The 15,330-nt window shown below is 60.0% G+C and carries 15 protein-coding genes, 1 tRNA gene and 1 pseudogene; 6 read left to right on the forward strand and 11 right to left on the reverse strand.

Features of this window, described 5'->3' with window-relative positions; all coding sequences use genetic code 11:
* Positions 1 to 328: 328 nt before the first annotated feature.
* On the reverse strand, positions 329 to 1,327 hold the full coding sequence (locus tag AC5ZG1_RS34565) for a Bug family tripartite tricarboxylate transporter substrate binding protein (protein WP_496135527.1): 999 nt from the start codon (positions 1,325 to 1,327) through the stop codon (positions 329 to 331).
* Between the two features lie 134 nt (positions 1,328 to 1,461).
* The gene (locus AC5ZG1_RS34570; RefSeq protein ID WP_496135528.1) at positions 1,462 to 2,685 is read right to left on the reverse strand and encodes an FAD-dependent oxidoreductase; all 1,224 of its coding nucleotides are present in this window, start codon (positions 2,683 to 2,685) and stop codon (positions 1,462 to 1,464) included.
* Positions 2,686 to 3,036: 351 nt separating this feature from the next.
* Between AC5ZG1_RS34570 and AC5ZG1_RS34575 the strand changes: the two genes are divergently transcribed.
* Positions 3,037 to 4,014, forward strand: a complete 978-nt coding sequence (locus tag AC5ZG1_RS34575; protein WP_496135529.1) for a LysR substrate-binding domain-containing protein — start codon at positions 3,037 to 3,039, stop codon at positions 4,012 to 4,014.
* Positions 4,015 to 4,607: 593 nt separating this feature from the next.
* Complete coding sequence (locus AC5ZG1_RS34580) at positions 4,608 to 5,000, forward strand: VOC family protein (RefSeq protein ID WP_496135530.1); 393 nt, start codon at positions 4,608 to 4,610, stop codon at positions 4,998 to 5,000.
* A 49-nt stretch (positions 5,001 to 5,049) separates the two neighbouring features.
* On the opposite strand, the gene AC5ZG1_RS34585 is transcribed toward AC5ZG1_RS34580, so the two are convergent.
* From AC5ZG1_RS34585 to AC5ZG1_RS34595, 3 genes are all read right to left on the reverse strand, one after another.
* Positions 5,050 to 5,985, reverse strand: a complete 936-nt coding sequence (locus tag AC5ZG1_RS34585) for a thiamine pyrophosphate-dependent enzyme (RefSeq protein ID WP_496135531.1) — start codon at positions 5,983 to 5,985, stop codon at positions 5,050 to 5,052.
* Between the two features lie 712 nt (positions 5,986 to 6,697).
* Positions 6,698 to 7,741, reverse strand: coding sequence for an alpha/beta fold hydrolase (locus AC5ZG1_RS34590; protein WP_496135532.1), 1,044 nt, complete (start codon positions 7,739 to 7,741; stop codon positions 6,698 to 6,700).
* 100 nt (positions 7,742 to 7,841) lie between these two features.
* Entirely contained in the window at positions 7,842 to 8,342 is a 501-nt protein-coding gene (locus AC5ZG1_RS34595) for a ferritin-like domain-containing protein (RefSeq protein WP_496135533.1), read from the reverse strand.
* 719 nt (positions 8,343 to 9,061) lie between these two features.
* Here AC5ZG1_RS34595 and AC5ZG1_RS34600 point away from each other — a divergent pair.
* The 4 genes from AC5ZG1_RS34600 to AC5ZG1_RS34615 all read left to right on the forward strand — a co-directional run bounded on the left by AC5ZG1_RS34600 (position 9,062) and on the right by AC5ZG1_RS34615 (position 12,573).
* Positions 9,062 to 9,235, forward strand: coding sequence for a DUF2934 domain-containing protein (locus AC5ZG1_RS34600; protein ID WP_080663739.1), 174 nt, complete (start codon positions 9,062 to 9,064; stop codon positions 9,233 to 9,235).
* Positions 9,236 to 9,404: 169 nt separating this feature from the next.
* Positions 9,405 to 10,688, forward strand: coding sequence for an SDR family oxidoreductase (locus AC5ZG1_RS34605; protein WP_496135560.1), 1,284 nt, complete (start codon positions 9,405 to 9,407; stop codon positions 10,686 to 10,688).
* On the forward strand, positions 10,688 to 11,158 hold the full coding sequence (locus AC5ZG1_RS34610) for a DUF2269 family protein (protein ID WP_496135534.1): 471 nt from the start codon (positions 10,688 to 10,690) through the stop codon (positions 11,156 to 11,158). The genes AC5ZG1_RS34605 and AC5ZG1_RS34610 overlap by 1 nt, the downstream gene beginning before the upstream one ends.
* A gap of 131 nt (positions 11,159 to 11,289) precedes the next feature.
* Positions 11,290 to 12,573 carry a DUF892 family protein gene (locus AC5ZG1_RS34615; protein ID WP_130229815.1) on the forward strand — a complete coding sequence of 428 codons (1,284 nt, stop codon included), beginning with the start codon at positions 11,290 to 11,292 and terminating at the stop codon, positions 12,571 to 12,573.
* Positions 12,574 to 12,600: 27 nt separating this feature from the next.
* Here AC5ZG1_RS34615 and AC5ZG1_RS34620 read toward each other — a convergent pair.
* The 6 genes and pseudogenes from AC5ZG1_RS34620 to AC5ZG1_RS34645 form a co-directional block, all read right to left on the reverse strand.
* Positions 12,601 to 12,711, reverse strand: a pseudogene (locus AC5ZG1_RS34620) (metallophosphoesterase family protein); the annotation flags it as partial.
* Between the two features lie 180 nt (positions 12,712 to 12,891).
* Positions 12,892 to 13,212: a hypothetical protein gene (locus tag AC5ZG1_RS34625; RefSeq protein ID WP_496135535.1), complete on the reverse strand. Its 321-nt coding sequence runs from the start codon at positions 13,210 to 13,212 to the stop codon at positions 12,892 to 12,894.
* 67 nt (positions 13,213 to 13,279) lie between these two features.
* Positions 13,280 to 13,355: transfer RNA gene (locus tag AC5ZG1_RS34630), tRNA-Phe, on the reverse strand.
* 163 nt (positions 13,356 to 13,518) lie between these two features.
* Complete coding sequence (yacG, locus tag AC5ZG1_RS34635) at positions 13,519 to 13,725, reverse strand: DNA gyrase inhibitor YacG (RefSeq protein WP_130229817.1); 207 nt, start codon at positions 13,723 to 13,725, stop codon at positions 13,519 to 13,521.
* Positions 13,726 to 14,358, reverse strand: coding sequence for a Maf-like protein (locus AC5ZG1_RS34640; protein WP_028164431.1), 633 nt, complete (start codon positions 14,356 to 14,358; stop codon positions 13,726 to 13,728).
* Between the two features lie 478 nt (positions 14,359 to 14,836).
* Entirely contained in the window at positions 14,837 to 15,301 is a 465-nt protein-coding gene (locus tag AC5ZG1_RS34645; RefSeq protein WP_028164430.1) for an arsenate-mycothiol transferase ArsC, read from the reverse strand.
* Between the last annotated feature and the right edge of the window lie 29 nt (positions 15,302 to 15,330).

Here is a 15,330-nt window from a genome sequence, read left to right on the forward strand (position 1 = left end):
TCGGCAACAATCGCCGACAAAAGTGGCTTCAAATTCAAGTGGTTATGGCTCTAGGCAATTATCGGCCAGGGGCACCATCTCGTCGCCATTCGAGAGTGCGACCAGAGGCGGCCTTTGAGGACAGCTCTCACCACCCGCATACAAGGGTCGTCCCTATCCGCTTCAAGCACCCATAGCTTTGGGCAGAGGCACCCAAAGCGGTTTGCGCACATACACGTTTCTGTGGGCGAGAGGCGGGTTGCAGGCGTTGGGTGCCGTAGCGGCGGCCTACGTCTTCGTGCTGCAAGTGCTTCTCAGCGCGATCATCGGTGCCTTCTGATCGACAGCGTCAGTTGAAAACCTTTGCTTTTGCACGCTTCACGATATTTTCCATCCGCGCAGAATCCCTTGCGATGGTTTCTCCGAACTTGGCGGGCTCATCGGCGATCACGGTCAAACCAAGGCTTTCCAGACGAGCTGAGACGGTCGAATCTCGCAAGGCCTCCACGATGCACTTGTTGAGCTTCTCGATCACGTCCTTTGGGGTCGCCGATGGAGCAACAAAGCCGTACCAGTTGCCTGCGAGGAGATCAGGTGATCCTGCTTCCGGGGACGTCGGCACATCTGTTAGCTGCTTGCTTCGTTCAAGCGCGGTCACGACAATCGGCCTCAGCGCTCCGCTCTGCACCTGCTGGACGACATTCGACAGGTTGTCGCACATCATAGAAACCTGACCACCGACAACATCCTGGAGTGCCGGAGCTGCTCCTTGGTACGGTATGTGAACGGCATCAATGCCTTCGAGCACCTTCAACGTCTCCCCACACAGGTGGCTCGTGCTCCCATTGCCGGCCGAACCAAATGTCAGCTTGCCCGGCTCAGCTTTGGCCAGCGCTACCAACTCCTTCAGCGAGCTTGCCTTGACCGACGGATTGACGACGATGATGTTCGGCGTCGAAGCGCCATTGGTGATCGGCGTGAAATCCTTTTCAGGATTGTACGTCGGCTTTTCATAGATCCATTGGTTGATCGTAAGCATGCCAGTCGTCGCAAGCAGAATGGTGTGGCCATCCGCTGGTGACGAAGCGACGCGAACCGCCCCGATCGAGCCGTTTGCGCCGCCGCGATTTTCGATAATCACCGGAACACCGAGCGACTTGGACATCAACGGACCCACCAATCGTGGAATCGCGTCGGCGGTGCTTCCGGCAGGATACGGGACGACAATCGTAATCATCTTTTCAGGGAATCCAGCCGCTGCCGCGCCGGGCACCTCGAAGGATGCTAGCGATAGCAGTGCCGCCAAAATAAACGTCGCCCACTTCATCGGTCGATCATTGCTTCGCATTCTGAACATCCTGCATGACATCTTGGCGAACCATGGCATTGACTCCTCCAAGTTCACTGGTGCCTCCACTGACGTGGTTCTTGCCCGGCCGACAAGCCGGTTACCGTCGACATCGTCCAAGAGGGAATTGGTGATCACCCCTGGTCGGCCGCGGCGACATGCAGCGAAGCTGCCCGCTCGAGCGAGTCCAGCATTGCAATTCGGCGCAGGAGCGCTCGTCCCTTTTCCGGATCGGCGGCCGCGGCGCGAATGTCGTCGCGGAAACGCGCGCGGTCAGCTTCATCTTTCGCCTCGAGATTCTTCTTGTTGCGAATGGTATCGCCCTGAATGGCCTGCATCGTGACCGTACGACGCTGCAGATCGTAGTCGGCGAGAACGCGCTCATTGGCCGTACCATTGATGACCGAACCCAACTTCGCCGTCAGGTTCAATGCGTCGTGAATGCCGCCATTCATGCCCATGCCGCCGAGCGGATTGTTGATATGGGCGGCGTCGCCAACCAGGAAGGTGCGACCTTTCCGGAAGTTCGCGGCGACGCGCTGATGCACACGGTACAACGTCGTGTGGAGGATGGGGGCATCCATCTCGGCGGGAACGATCCGCCGGATCGACGCCGTCACATAGTCTTCGGAGAGCGCCTCGGCATCGGAGATTTCCGTAGCCACCGGCATCATCACGCGCCACGCTCCGAGGATACGGAGAAGGAAGTACCAGCGCTCGGGATCGGCGACGTAGCTGACCGACGACACACCCGGACGAAGCACCGTGAAATCGACCGGAGTTGTCATCACCAGAAAGCGCTCGGGCCAGGTGAAGCCCTCGAATTTGATGTCCTGGCTGCGGCGTACGATGCTGTTCGCGCCATCGGCGCCGATCAGCCAGGCACATTCACGTATGGTGTCGCGTCCCTGCGCCCCGACCACGACCTTGACGGCATCGCTCGTCTGCTCGACGGATTTGACCTCGCTGCCGAACGCGATCGAGAACAGCGGGTTGCCGGACAAAGCATCCAAAATGATGCGCGTCAGCTTGAACTGCTCGGCCTGCAGGCGGAACGGGTGCCGCACCAGATCGGAAATCGCCGCGAAGTCGAACGTCCCGAGCACGCCGTCTTCGGACGAACTGTATTGAACAGTCGGCGCCTTCAGGCCCTGCGCAATCAGGGTGCTGGCGAAACCGAGATCATCGAGCATGTCCAGCGTGGGCGGATGGAACGTCGATGCGCGCGACTCGCTGCTGAGTTGGTCGTTCTTCTCCAGCACCAGAACCGGGATGTTCTGTCGCACCATATCTGCCGCTGCCACCATGCCTACCGGCCCTGCCCCAGCGATGATGACGGGAGGCTTCGCATTACTCATTGTATCAAGACCTCTTGCAGAACTTTCGAGCGTATCCAGCAAACGGCGTGCCGCCTTGCCCGTTCACGTCATTGCCAACGATCAGATCGCCGGCCAGCCGCTCTCCATGTCGAGCGTATGGAACTCGTGATGCAATTTGTTGACCGCCACGGATATGCCCCTTGAAATTGATCTTTGAAGCGCCTGCAGGGTGGCTGGCGCTGCAGCTGAGATTCCCAACGCCATTGAGGGGCGCGGCCTTGATGAAGGCCGCAGCTCAATAGGCTCTAATCATCCGCACCAGTTTGTTGCCTTACGTTTAGGCATGCAAACAATTTAATCTGCGGATATCTTGCGTTTTTGGAATGAACTATGCGACGCAGAATACCTAGCCTCGGCGCGCTGATGGCCTTCAGCGCGGCTGCCAAGCACCTCAGCGTCACGCGTGCCGCCAGCGAACTCGCGCTGAGCGAAAGTGCGGTCTCGCGCCAGATCGCGCAGCTGGAGGCGCAACTCGGCGTCAGACTCTTCCACCGGATCAAGAAGCGGATCACCCTGACGCGTGCCGGAACAGCTTACAGCACCCGTGTAGCGCAGACGATCGAGCGGATCGAGCGCGATACACTCGAGATCATGGGCTACGAGGCCGACGGCACGGTTCTGGACATCGCGGCGCTGCCCACCGTCGGCACCGAATGGCTCATTCCGCGCCTGCCGGACTTCTATGCTCGGAATCCCGGCATTGCCGTCAACGTGAGTGCGCGCAACACGCGCTTCTTCTTCAGCGAGACCGCTCTCGATGGTGCGCTATACTTCGGTGAGCCCGACTGGCCCGGCACGCAAGCGGACTATCTGTTCGACGAAGTTCTTCTGCCGGTCGGATCGCCGAAGCTTATCGGCAAGCGCGCCGAACTGCGAGCGAGTGAGATTGCCGAATTGCGGCTTCTGCATCTGGTGTCGCGACCCGATGCATGGCGTCGCTGGTTCGATGCTGCGGAACTTGGCGGCACGAATGTGATCCGCGGGCCACGCTTCGATATTCAATCCACTTTGATCAGCGCAGCGAACTCCGGTCTTGGCGTGGCGCTGCTTCCTGAATTCCTGATTTCCGACCAGTTGGCCTCCGGCAAGCTGAAGGTGCTGTCGAGCCTCACGTTGAGAAGCGCCGGCTCGTACTATTTCGCCTGCCCGGAAGAGAAAGCCGACAATCCCCTGCTCTCGGCATTTCGTGCATGGCTCCTGACGCAAGCAGGCACGTCAGCGCCTCCGGCACTTCGAACGGCCGGTAGGCAAACTGGTCCTAGCGCAAGCCGACGCTCAACCGTATCTCGCTCTGGGAAGCAGTTTTGACGCCGTCGCAACCTCGCTCGAACGCCTAATGCCTAAGACGCGACGTGTGCAAGTGACCAAATGAGGGCCTGACGGAGAGCGCCTGCAAAAATTTGGTCGCTCCGCCTGAGTGGAGTTCCGTCACGGCGACATGTTCGCTTCCAGGAGGGATAGAAGTGATCGCACTGTCACTCTCCTTCCTCGCACAGCCTCCTAACTTGCGGGTCGGGTTCTCGAGTTAGTTCTGATCGGGGTGCGCTCGACGTTTGTTCGCGCCCAAGTTAAGGGAGGTGCTCCAGGAACCAGTCGGACCGATGTGCTTCGGAGACGGGTATCGCGCGATCGCGAGCTCCGATAGAGCCGCTGATGGGTCGAGAACAATCAATGACTTACTGTCGCACCGAACGATTTGTCCGGCAGAAGACGGGTTTCGTCGCACGGTCATCCGCGCGAGTGTCGAGCACCTTGGATAAGCAATAAGATGCTCTTCGTAGGCGGTCAGCACACCGGCGCCGTCTCGCTGCAGTCATGACGCCCCCCCCCGCGCATTGGAACGGGAACCACCTCCATGCGCGGCTCGTTTTGATTTCACCTATGGCTGCGGAGATCCGAATATGGCTATCCAATTCAATCATACGATTCTGTCGGCTCGCGACAGCAAGGCATCGGCCGATTTCCTGGCCGAGATGCTGGGGCTGCCGGCGCCGCGGCGCTGGGGACCGTTCTACATCGTCACCACCGAGAACGAGGCCAATCTCGACTATATGGAGATCCAAGGAGAGCTCGCGCGTCAGCACTATGCTTTCCTGGTCGGTGACGCCGAGTTCGACGCGATCTTTGATCGGATTCGCAAGCGGAAGCTGACCTACTGGGCGGATCCCGCGCGGCGCAAACCAAGTGAGATCAACGATCACGACGGCGGACGCGGCCTCTATTTCGAAGAGCTGAACGGGCATCTGCTCGAAATCATCACGCGCCCATACGGCAGTGGCGGCTGGAATCCTTAGGCCATAACGCCGGAGGTGGGGCGCGGAGGGTGACAGCGCGATATCACAACTACGGCACGGGATCCTGAACGATCCGATCACCTCCCATACGGTCAAGCGTGCCTTCATACAGCGATACTGGCGGATGCGCGCCGGGATCGGTGATGATGTCCAGCAGGTTGAGCATCGGCGCCTTGGCCGCTTCGGCCAGGGCGGCGTCGAGATCGCGCGGGTCCATGACAGGACGGCCTTGGGCGCCGACCGCGCGTGCGATGAGAGCATGATCCACCTGCCGTAAATGGGCGGATGAAGTATAGCGACCGAACTTCACCTTCTCGGCATCCTTTTGATAGCCGAGGACGCCATTGTTGAGTACGACGACGGTAACTGGTACATCGCTGCGCACGGCGGTCTCCATTTCTGCCCAGGCATGACCGAAACCGCCATCGCCGACGACGGCGATGACTTCGCTCGCAGGTCGCGCGAGCTTTGCGCCAAGTGCAAGGGGCAGTCCCCAGCCCAATCCTGCCAGGCCACGCGGAGAGATGATGCGCGTTCTCGGATGCGATGTGCGAAGCTGGCCCACGATCCAGTTCGAAGCGTAGCTTGCGTCGGACACGACGATGGTGTCTGGACCAAGGCGACGCTGAATGGCAGCAAGAGTCCGCTCCGGGCGAATCGGTGAGGCGTCGGTCAGCCAGGGCGCACGATCGCGTTCGAAAGCCTCCCATGCTCCGGCGATGAACCGCTCGAGCTCGGCCTGGCTGCGGGAAGGATTCAGCGCCCTGCCTGCAAGTGCATCGGTCAATGCATTCAGTGTCTCCCGCGCGTCGCCTAGCAGTCGCACGGATTGATGGTTGCGGCCGATCTCCTCTGGCGAAATATCGATATGCAGGACTTGGGCATCCCTGGGGATCAGGCGCCAACCGTCTGTGCCATCTTCATTGGTGCGGGTGCCTATCAGCAGGTTACATACCTTCTTGTACATATTTGAGAGGACATTCAATTTCCCTCGGGATCAAAAGAGAAGAGTTGGCGCCCTCGCGCGGCCATTGCCGGGGCGGAGCTATCCGCACCATCCCCACGTGCGAGCGCGTCAGGCTGATTTCGGCTTGTTGTTGAAATGAACGAGGGCTCGACGGCCCACGTATGTCAGCGCTCCGAGAGTCGTTTGGCCCCCGCGCGCGGCCTGGATGAGTTGCTCGGCGATATATTTTCGGCTCTCGTGGTCGCCGCCATTCGGCCACTCAGCGCAGACCTCATCTAGGACAATGTCCATGTTCGCTTGAACACGTTCAGCAAACTCGCCCATGCTCCGCCCTTGAGCTCGCGAAAATCCACCTGCACGTCTCTTATTTCGATGGACCCAAACTAAGGACCGCATTCAGCTCGCCAGCGCGCTCGGCTTGCCGCGCTTGCCGGAGCAGCTTTTCCCGCTCCGCGCCGGGCGACAGACATTTCGCGCGACCGCGAGCGCCGAGCTGATCAGCCGCTCCTGGAGCGAAATGGTCTGCTTGGCTCGATTGCGCTTGCGCTTGGCTTCCATGATCGAAAGTTAATCGCGGGAGCTTCAGAGCTACATTCAAGTATGTTAAGATGGCTGAAACATCACACGTGCGATCGACCACGGCCTCGCGAGTTACAATGTCAGGGGCGTTTGGTCGCCTGAGAACGCGAGCCGTTGATCAGCTCGGCTCGATTTCCTCGCAAATGGCTCGCTACCCCGCCTGTTGAAGAGAGGTCGCCTTGTCGCTGCGCTTCGAGCTAAGCGTCGTTGCTTCGCCAATGGCGATCATGACCTGATCAGGGGCGCTCTGATGCACCATGTGGCCCGCACCCTTCACCCGGTGAAAGGTACTGTGGGCTATCTCATGATGAAGCCGGGCCGATTGTTCGTCGATATTGGCAACTCGATCGCCCTCGCCTGCAATGATCACGACGGGCATCTTGAGTTCAGAATATTGCCTGCGGAACACGATGGCGTCGGGAATCATCAAAGCCGCCTCTCCCGCACCCGCTCGGATCTGAGAAGGCCGCATTGCCATCTCTTTGGGAAAGTACCTGAACTTCGGCGGCACCGGTGCGGGTGCGAATATCTTCCTCGTTAGAAGCGGCCACATCAACCGACTGAGAACGGGCGAGAGGGTATGGCTTAGGACGCTTCCGATGACGGGCAGGGCTGGCGGAGACTTAACCATGACGTCAAGCCGCGGGGTCGGATAATAGTATCCTGAAGCCAGCACTAGCGCCCGGACTGCATCGGGAAATTTCAGCGCAAGGGCTACCGCCACTGAAGCTCCCCATGAATGTCCAAGTACCACTGGATTAGAGATGCCCAACCTTCCGAGTGCCTTCTGAATGAGCTCGGCTTGTGCTTCGGGGGTCCACACAACGCCGCGTGGCCGCTTAGTATGCCCGAATCCCGGGCGGTCGAACGCGATGACGCGGTAGGTTTGTGACGCCAATTGCAAAAGGCCACTTGTTTCGAAATCGGCGATCATGCTGCCGTTGCCGTGGAGCAGCACAAGTACATCGCCCGCGCCGCGCTCCAGATAGTGTAGCCGCACGCCATCTATCTCGAGAAACCCGCCCGCCGGTGGATTTTCTTGCTCCGCATTCGCCGCTAGTTGCCGGTTCACGAGCGCCGTTGCTGCAAGGATCAAGGCACCGATCACCGCCGCACTCGCGTAAGTGTGATATTTAGGCCCGCTTCCGGCTTCCACGGATGACTCCTGCCGGACTGTGTTGTGTCGTGCGTCCATTTGGCCGCTCCTTGCCTGGACGAGGAGTATTGCGCAGCGATCGCGAACCTCGGGTCGCCAATCTTCGTCGGCCCGGTCGGCTGAGAGTCATGGCCGCGGCTCAAGCCGCCTGGCGCTCCTGAATGTGGACATATTGCATCGTGACCTTCTCGACATTCCCCTCGACCCAGTCCGCCATCCGCTCCTCTTCCTTGAGGGAGGCTTCCAGCAGTGGACGGGCCGCATCAGCTCCCGCGGCCCCGCAAAGTGCCAAAAGTGATTTATATGCCGCGATCTCGTAATGCTCGAATGCGTCATTGGCAAAGGTGTTCTTCAGGATTTCATCACCTGCCATCGAATGGCCCATCGCCATCATATTGGCCATGAAAGACTGGGCCGTATCCTTCAGGGTCGACGTGCTTTCGCCGCAGGTCTCCAGGCACTGCTCCAACCGACGGAGCTGCTCATTGGTCTCATCGAGGTGGCTGGTTACCCTGGATTTGACTTCCGGATATTCGTCGAGCCGCTCCGACTGCCGCTCCAGCAGCTCCCTTGCCTGGATCTCCATCGCGTGCGCATTGCGCAGGCCTACAATGAAGATACCTCGTGCTGTCGTAGCCATAGACGTTTCCTTTCTTCGGAGAATGTTAGTCACAAACCTACCTAGATAGCGGTTGTTCCTAGAAGGATCTGCACCGAAGCTCTGAGCCCGGGGCCGATCTTTGACGGCAAAGGCGTCTTATCCTCTTGATCGCGTCATCGGGACCACGCCAACTCAAAAACTCAACCACTTTCGGCTCGAACGCATCCGTCGCTTGAAAGAAATGCGCAAGCTCCTCCTTGGCACGCGAGGGCATGCGCTTTATCGGCCCAAGTGGGAAGTTTCAGGAAGTTTGTCATAGTCTTCGCATCACCTGCCTCTCTCCAATGTCTCCTCACTCGCGAATGCGATCAGCGAGATGGCAACAATTTCTCGCGCCGGAGGCACATTCGAAAGCTCAACTGCTGCTCGCCTACATGGTTGCTATGGTTGGGCTTTTCTGGTGAGGAAAGCTAACCTTTGTTGGTCTCGCGATGATGAAGAACATTCAGGTCGCGCCGCACCTGCACCTCCCAGTATAGGGTCAGACGGTGCATTCAACGAAAGCCCTCGATCTCCCACTAGGCGGCTGGGCCAGAGCCGCGCGAGATCAGCGGCCTGACTGAAGCTTCGGGAACACTCGGCGGTCATCCGTATTTTCATCCGATGACAAGGTGCTACCTCGACGGCGATCCCGCGGTGGAATGCCCGATCGAGCAGTGGGGCGGAATGGCCCCCTCCTGAGCGGAGCGCGACAAGCCATGGCGGATCCGAATGACCACGAAATCCGAGTTCGTGCGCATCGACTATGGGAAGCTGCGGGGAGACCCGAAGGCAGGGATGAGGAGTTTTGGCGCCGTGCGGAACTGGAATTGCGGACGGAAGCCGAACAATTGGACAAGCTAAAGGAGCCACCAAACAATCTTCCGGGATGAACTCGACATCAGGAATCTCTGCTCCTGAACGTTCCGGCGCTTCGCGGACCAGTCTGGATAGGGCAGCTTGCGCGCGGCCTGGAGAGCAGAACGTGGCGGAGAGCTGACGTGTGGCTTGGACTTGGTGAAGTGCCTGGAGCAGCAGGCGGCAAACCTGCTGAAAGAACCAATGAGGATTGTGGTCTCAGGTGCGACGGGTCTGATTGGATCTGCGGTCGCGACTCGTCTCGCACACGAGGGGCATCAGGTGATTGGGCTCGCTCGCCATGCAACTCATCAATTGCCGATAGCTGAATGGGTGACGCTGGATATTGCATCCACCCGAAAACGGGAAGACTGGCTGTCAGTTCTCAGGGACATAGATGCAGTCGTGAATTGCGCAGGCGTCCTGCAGGATGGTAGGCGCGAGGATACCGAGGGCGTTCATGCAGCCGGAGTTGGCGCCCTGTTCGATGCCTGTGAGAAAAGTGGCGTCCGTCGCGTTATCCATTTTTCTGCGATCGGCGTCGATCGCGCGCAGCCATCGCCCTTTTCTTCAACGAAGTACGAGGGCGATCGCCGTTTGATGGCAACGGAGCTCGATTGGGTTATTCTCAGGCCATCGGTGGTCCTTGGTCGTCCAGCATTCGGCGCAAGCGCCTTGATCCGCTCACTTGCCAGTCTGCCTTGGGTCCCGCTGATGCCCGATACACGGCCCCTTCAGGTGGTGCAGCTGGACGACGTCGTTGATACCGTCTTGTTCTTTCTCAAAGAAAATGCTCCGGCCCGCTTGGCGCTCGAGCTCGCCGGCCCCGAAAGACTGCAGATGGGAGAGATCATTGCGCGATACCGTAACTGGTACGATTGGCCGTCGGCCCGCTCGTTCGTAATTCCGCATCCGTTGTCGAAGCTCACCTACTGGCTCGGCGATGTTGCGGGAGCGCTGGGTTGGCGGCCGCCGGTACGAACCAATGCCGCGCGCGAAATTGCGAGAGGGGCCGTGGGAGACCCGCAGGGGTGGATCTCGATCACCGGCATCCCGCCTCGATCACTGGCGCAGGCGCTGGCGGCCGAACCCGCAACCATCCAGGAAAAATGGTTTGCCCGACTTTATCTGCTCAAGGCGATCATTTTCATTGTCTTGTCTTTCTTCTGGATCTGTACCGGCGTGATCTCACTGACGGTAGGTTACCCGAGCGGGGTGGAGCTGATGCGCGGCACCGGGGCAGGTCTGCTGTCCGTACCATCGGTGGTTGCCGGCGCGCTTGCAGATATTGCTGTCGGCCTCTGCATCGCTTGGCGCCCCCTCACGCGGCAGGGACTCTACGGCGCGATGGCGCTTTCGGCGTTCTACGCGGTGTCCGGCACCATTCTCCAGCCCGAGCTATGGATCGAGCCTCTTGGTCCCCTCTTGAAGATCATTCCGATCTTCGTGCTGCATCTGGTCGCGCTTGCGATCGTGGATGAAAGATAATGATCTATTTCCTTTTGAAATATATTCACCTCATCGGAGCCGCGGTTTTGTTGGGTACTGGAGCCGGCATCGCTTTTTTCATGCTCCGCGCGCACTTGACCGGAGACCCTGTGATTGTCGCGGCGATCGCTCGCATTGTCGTCCTCGCTGATTTCCTGTTCACGGCAACGGCCGTGGTGGCACAACCCTTGACCGGAATCGCGCTCGCGCACGAGGCTGGATATTCGCTGACCGAGAGCTGGATTGTGCTATCGATAGTCCTGTATCTCGTGACGGGCGCCTTCTGGCTTCCAGTGGTCTGGATTCAGATGCAACTGCGCAACCTGGCGACTGCCTCGGCAGCTGAACGAAAGCCGCTGCCTTCGCGATATCATAGGCTGTTCTGGGCCTGGTTTAGCTTTGGCTTTCCGGCATTCGGCGCCGTGATGGGCATTTTCTGGCTGATGATACAGCGCCCTTCGATCTGGTAGCCCTCTCATTGGGCCTTGACTATGTGAGCGTCCTTTCGCGCAGCATTCGGATTGCTGGCATTGAGAACTCAGGAACGTCCTTCAATCTGGAGAGTTGTGGGCAGGTGTTTCAGCATCCGGCGAGGCCCATCATGTATCATCACGTCAAGAAGCTCATGTATACCGTGCGCGTTGACGAGCCCGACCCTCGGTTCGGCAATATGCTTCTCGAGCAATTTGGAGGAGCGAATGGAGAGCTGGCGGCGGCGATGCAATACTCGATCCAGGGGCTCAACTGCGAAGACCCGGATCGCAAGGACCTGCTGATGGACATCGGCACGGAGGAATTAAGTCATCTCGAGATCGTCGGCTGTCTCGCCCGTATGCATCTTAAACCGACGAAGTTCGATCGTGAGAAGGCTGAGGCCGATCCATTGATCGCGATCGCAGGCGGTGGAGGCGTCAATCTGTTCAATTCGCAGGGAAATCCCTGGACGGCGGATTATCTGAAGATCACCGGCGAATTGGACGTTGATCTCCGCAGCAACATTGCGGCCGAGGCGCGCGCGAAGATCGTCTATGAACGATTGATCAACTTTTGCGACGATGCGGGCAGCAAGGACGCACTGCAGTTCCTGATGACTCGCGAAATCACGCACATGAAGGCCTTTGCTGCCGCGCTTGAGAGCATGAAGAAGCCCGCGTTCTCGATTGGCAAGATCCCGCCGACCCCGGGCCTCGTGAATCAGTTCTTCAACGATTCGACCGGTGCTGGAGATGAAGGCGAGATCGATACTCGCGGGCCTTGGAATGAAGGCGGCGATTGGGAATTCATGGCCTCTCCGGCCCTGCTCCCCGAAGGTAACGGCGAAACGGCCACCGTGATCAAGACCGAGAGTTCCCCCCCGACGGCCCCTGAGGGCGTGAGCGAGCTGCTTGTCCATGAACTGCGAGACATTCTGCACGCGGAGAAGCAGCTCACCAAGGCTCTTCCCAAAATGGCGAAGGCGGCCCGATTCGATCGCCTGCGAGAACTTTTCGAGCAGCACTTGATGGAGACGGAAGAACAGATTGAGCGGCTCAACGAGTGCTTCTCGCTGCTCGGGGAGACCGCACGAGCGAAGGCCTGCAAAGGCATGATGGGCCTAGTCGAGGAAGGCCAGGAAGTCATGGACGAGGGTGAGAAAAAGGAGGACGCGCTCGCGGACTTGGCACTCATCGGTGCGGCTCAGCGCGTGGAACATTACGAGATGTCGGCCTATACCACCGCAAAGAACCTCGCTCAGCAACTGCGGCACAGCGCCATAGTCGCGCTACTCTCGAAGTCCTTGGCGGAGGAAGAGAACGCCGATCAATTGCTCAATCAGGTCGCCCGCACGTTGATGTCAGTGGCTAAAATGCCTGCAGCGATCGAACAGGCGGAGGAGGAAACATAAGATTCCACCGCCAACCATCGCCTGCGGTCACCCGACGCAATCAAGGTGGTGAATGAGCGGCGAAATGCGATTTGCGGTCAGCTCAAGGGTCGCCAGCGTGACAGGCAATTTAAAGCGCCGCGGCCCCGCGCTGCCTGGAAATGAAAGCCGGTGCTGCCGACGGGGACTGTTCATCCGAAGGCGGCTGCCATAGGTCCGGCCGCAACGACCTGATCAGCGCCCTCTTCTCGTCAGCTCTGGCATTATCGCGTAGGCAACCGCGGTGGTATTTCGAACCCGGTCCGAAGCCTTGGCCGCCTGATCGACCGCCGATGACCCTCAACGGCACCAATGGCGCGAAGAAATGCGACGCCCGCATTTGCCCCCGAAGATGCTTTGACGCAGGCGAGCAGATCGGGCGTCGGGATGTTGCAAGTGGAAGGGCAACGCAAGCTGCTCTATTAGATCAAAATCGATCGGGCGACCGAGGCGAACGTCATCACCCTGCATCCGGCGACTATCGCCGTCTATCTCGATCTGGTGGAGCAGCTCGCGAAAGCGCTTTCGGCTGCCGATGCCAAAGCTGCATGCCTCAAGCTGCGCGAACTCACTGACAGCATCGTCGTCGCGCCGCGGATCAGGCCTGGCGATCCGATCCATTTCGAAGTTCGCGGGCGCCTAGCCGCCCTGATGCAGCCCCACCCCAATAAAATGTCGGTGGGAGCGTTGGTGCCCAGGGGCGGAATCGAACCACCGACACTGCGATTTTCAGTCGCATGCTCTACCAACTGAGCTACCTGGGCAGGTCGCGAGACGGCCGGAAAGGCCGAGCGAGCGGGCGGGTTATAGTGGGGTGGAGGGCCGCTGTCCACCCGCCTTCGCCTTTGGCTACCGCGCGGCGAGCCCGGCCTGGCGGAGGGATTCTGATCGAACCGGCCTTTTCCACAACTTATTGGTAAATCTAACCTATTCCTCCTCGGCCTGGTCGTCACGGCCGGGGACGATGTAGGTGCCGGAGAGCCAGCGGTTGAGGTCGACGTCACGGCAGCGGGCGGAACAGAACGGGCGGAACGCATGCTCGGCGGGCTTGCCGCAGATCGGGCACGGTCTGGACGGCTTCTCGGCCTTCGCAGGCGCCTCCGCGGCGCCCGCCTGTTTTCGCTGTTCCGGCATTCAACCAACCGTAGCGGTGTTCAGCCAGCCGTATCGGATCGGAAAACCTTCGCCGCCGAGCAGCGTGACCGTTTCATAGAGCGGCAGGCCCACGACATTGCTGTAGGAACCGACCATCTTGACCACGAAGGAGCCGGCGATGCCCTGCACGGCGTAGCCGCCAGCTTTGCTGCGCCATTCGCCCGAACCGATATAGGCCTGGATGTCATCCTCACTCAAACGCTTGAAACGCACGCGGGTTTCGACCAGCCGCTGACGGAACGCTTCCCTCGGGGTCACGACGCAAATCGCGGTGTAGACGCGGTGGTTACGGCCCGACAGCAGTCTCAGGCACTGCGCGGCCTCATCCACCAACTCGGCCTTGGGGAGGATGCGGCGGCCGACCGCGACCACGGTGTCGGCGGCCAGGATGAAGGAGCCGCGGATGTCGTCGTCGAGCTGCACCGATTTCAGCGCCGCTTCGGCCTTGGCCCGCGCCAGACGATTGGCGCAGGCGCGCGGCAGCTCGCCCCGCCGCGGGGTCTCGTCGACATCGGCCGGACGCAGCGCATCCGGCTCGATGCCGGCCTGGTTGAGCAGGGCCAGCCGCCGCGGCGAGCCGGAAGCAAGAACGAGTTTGGGACGGCCAAGCATGCAGGCTCTTGGAAGAAGCAGGATTGGGTGGGTAAGCGCGCGCGGAACCTATCGGAAGGGGCCTTGTTTCACAACCGTGGAACCCGGCTGCGAATCATTTCCATCAGGAGGATACGCGCCCCATAAGCACAGCTCTTTGTCAGGGAAGCGACAAGGGGGCAACCGTGAGCGCGCGGCCAACGATGACATCTGACTGCCGTCCTGTGCGTGCGGAGAGAATCGCCCATCCGGCGCTTCGCGCCATCTTCTCCCACAAGGGGAGAAGGTTGCCGTGGGAGTTGATGTGCCCTCGCCCCTTGTGGGAGAGGGCGGCTCAGGTGGTGGACGCGGACTCGATTGGGTGAGGGGTTGGCTCCGCGTGCGCTCGTCTCTCGATAGACCGGGGACCCTCACCCGGATTGGATCTGGCGATGCAATCCGGCCTCTCCCTTGCAGGGAGAGGCCGGAGTGTGTGGCAGCGACGTGGGCAATTATACGCCTACTCGTTCGTGGCACCCGCCTTGGCAAAACGGCGGCGGATGCGGGTCAGGAGACCGTCGCAGACTTCGCGATAGGCCTGCAGTTTCTGCTCGCGGTTGCCTTCGGTGCCGGTCGGGTCGTGGGTCGGCCAGTATTCGACGTCCGCGGCGAGCGTGCGGGTCAGCTCCAGCGCCTTGTGGTGGGCTTCCGGGGACAACGTGACGATGAGGTCGAAGTTCAGCCCTTCCCAATCCTCGAGCTCGTCGAAGGTGATCGGCTTGTGGGCGGAGATATCCTGGCCGAGTTCGCCCATCACGGCGACTGCGAACGGATCGAGCTCGCCCTTTTTCACGCCGGCGGAGCGCACATAAAGCCCTTGCGGGAACATCTGCTGCAGCAGGCTCGCCGCCATCGGCGAGCGCACGCTGTTCTGGCCGCATGCGAACAATACGGCCTGCGGATTGCGCGCGGGCGGCGCCCCCATCGCTCAAGCTTTGTTGGATTGCGGCCGCG

The organism is Bradyrhizobium sp. Leo78 (assembly GCF_059512425.1).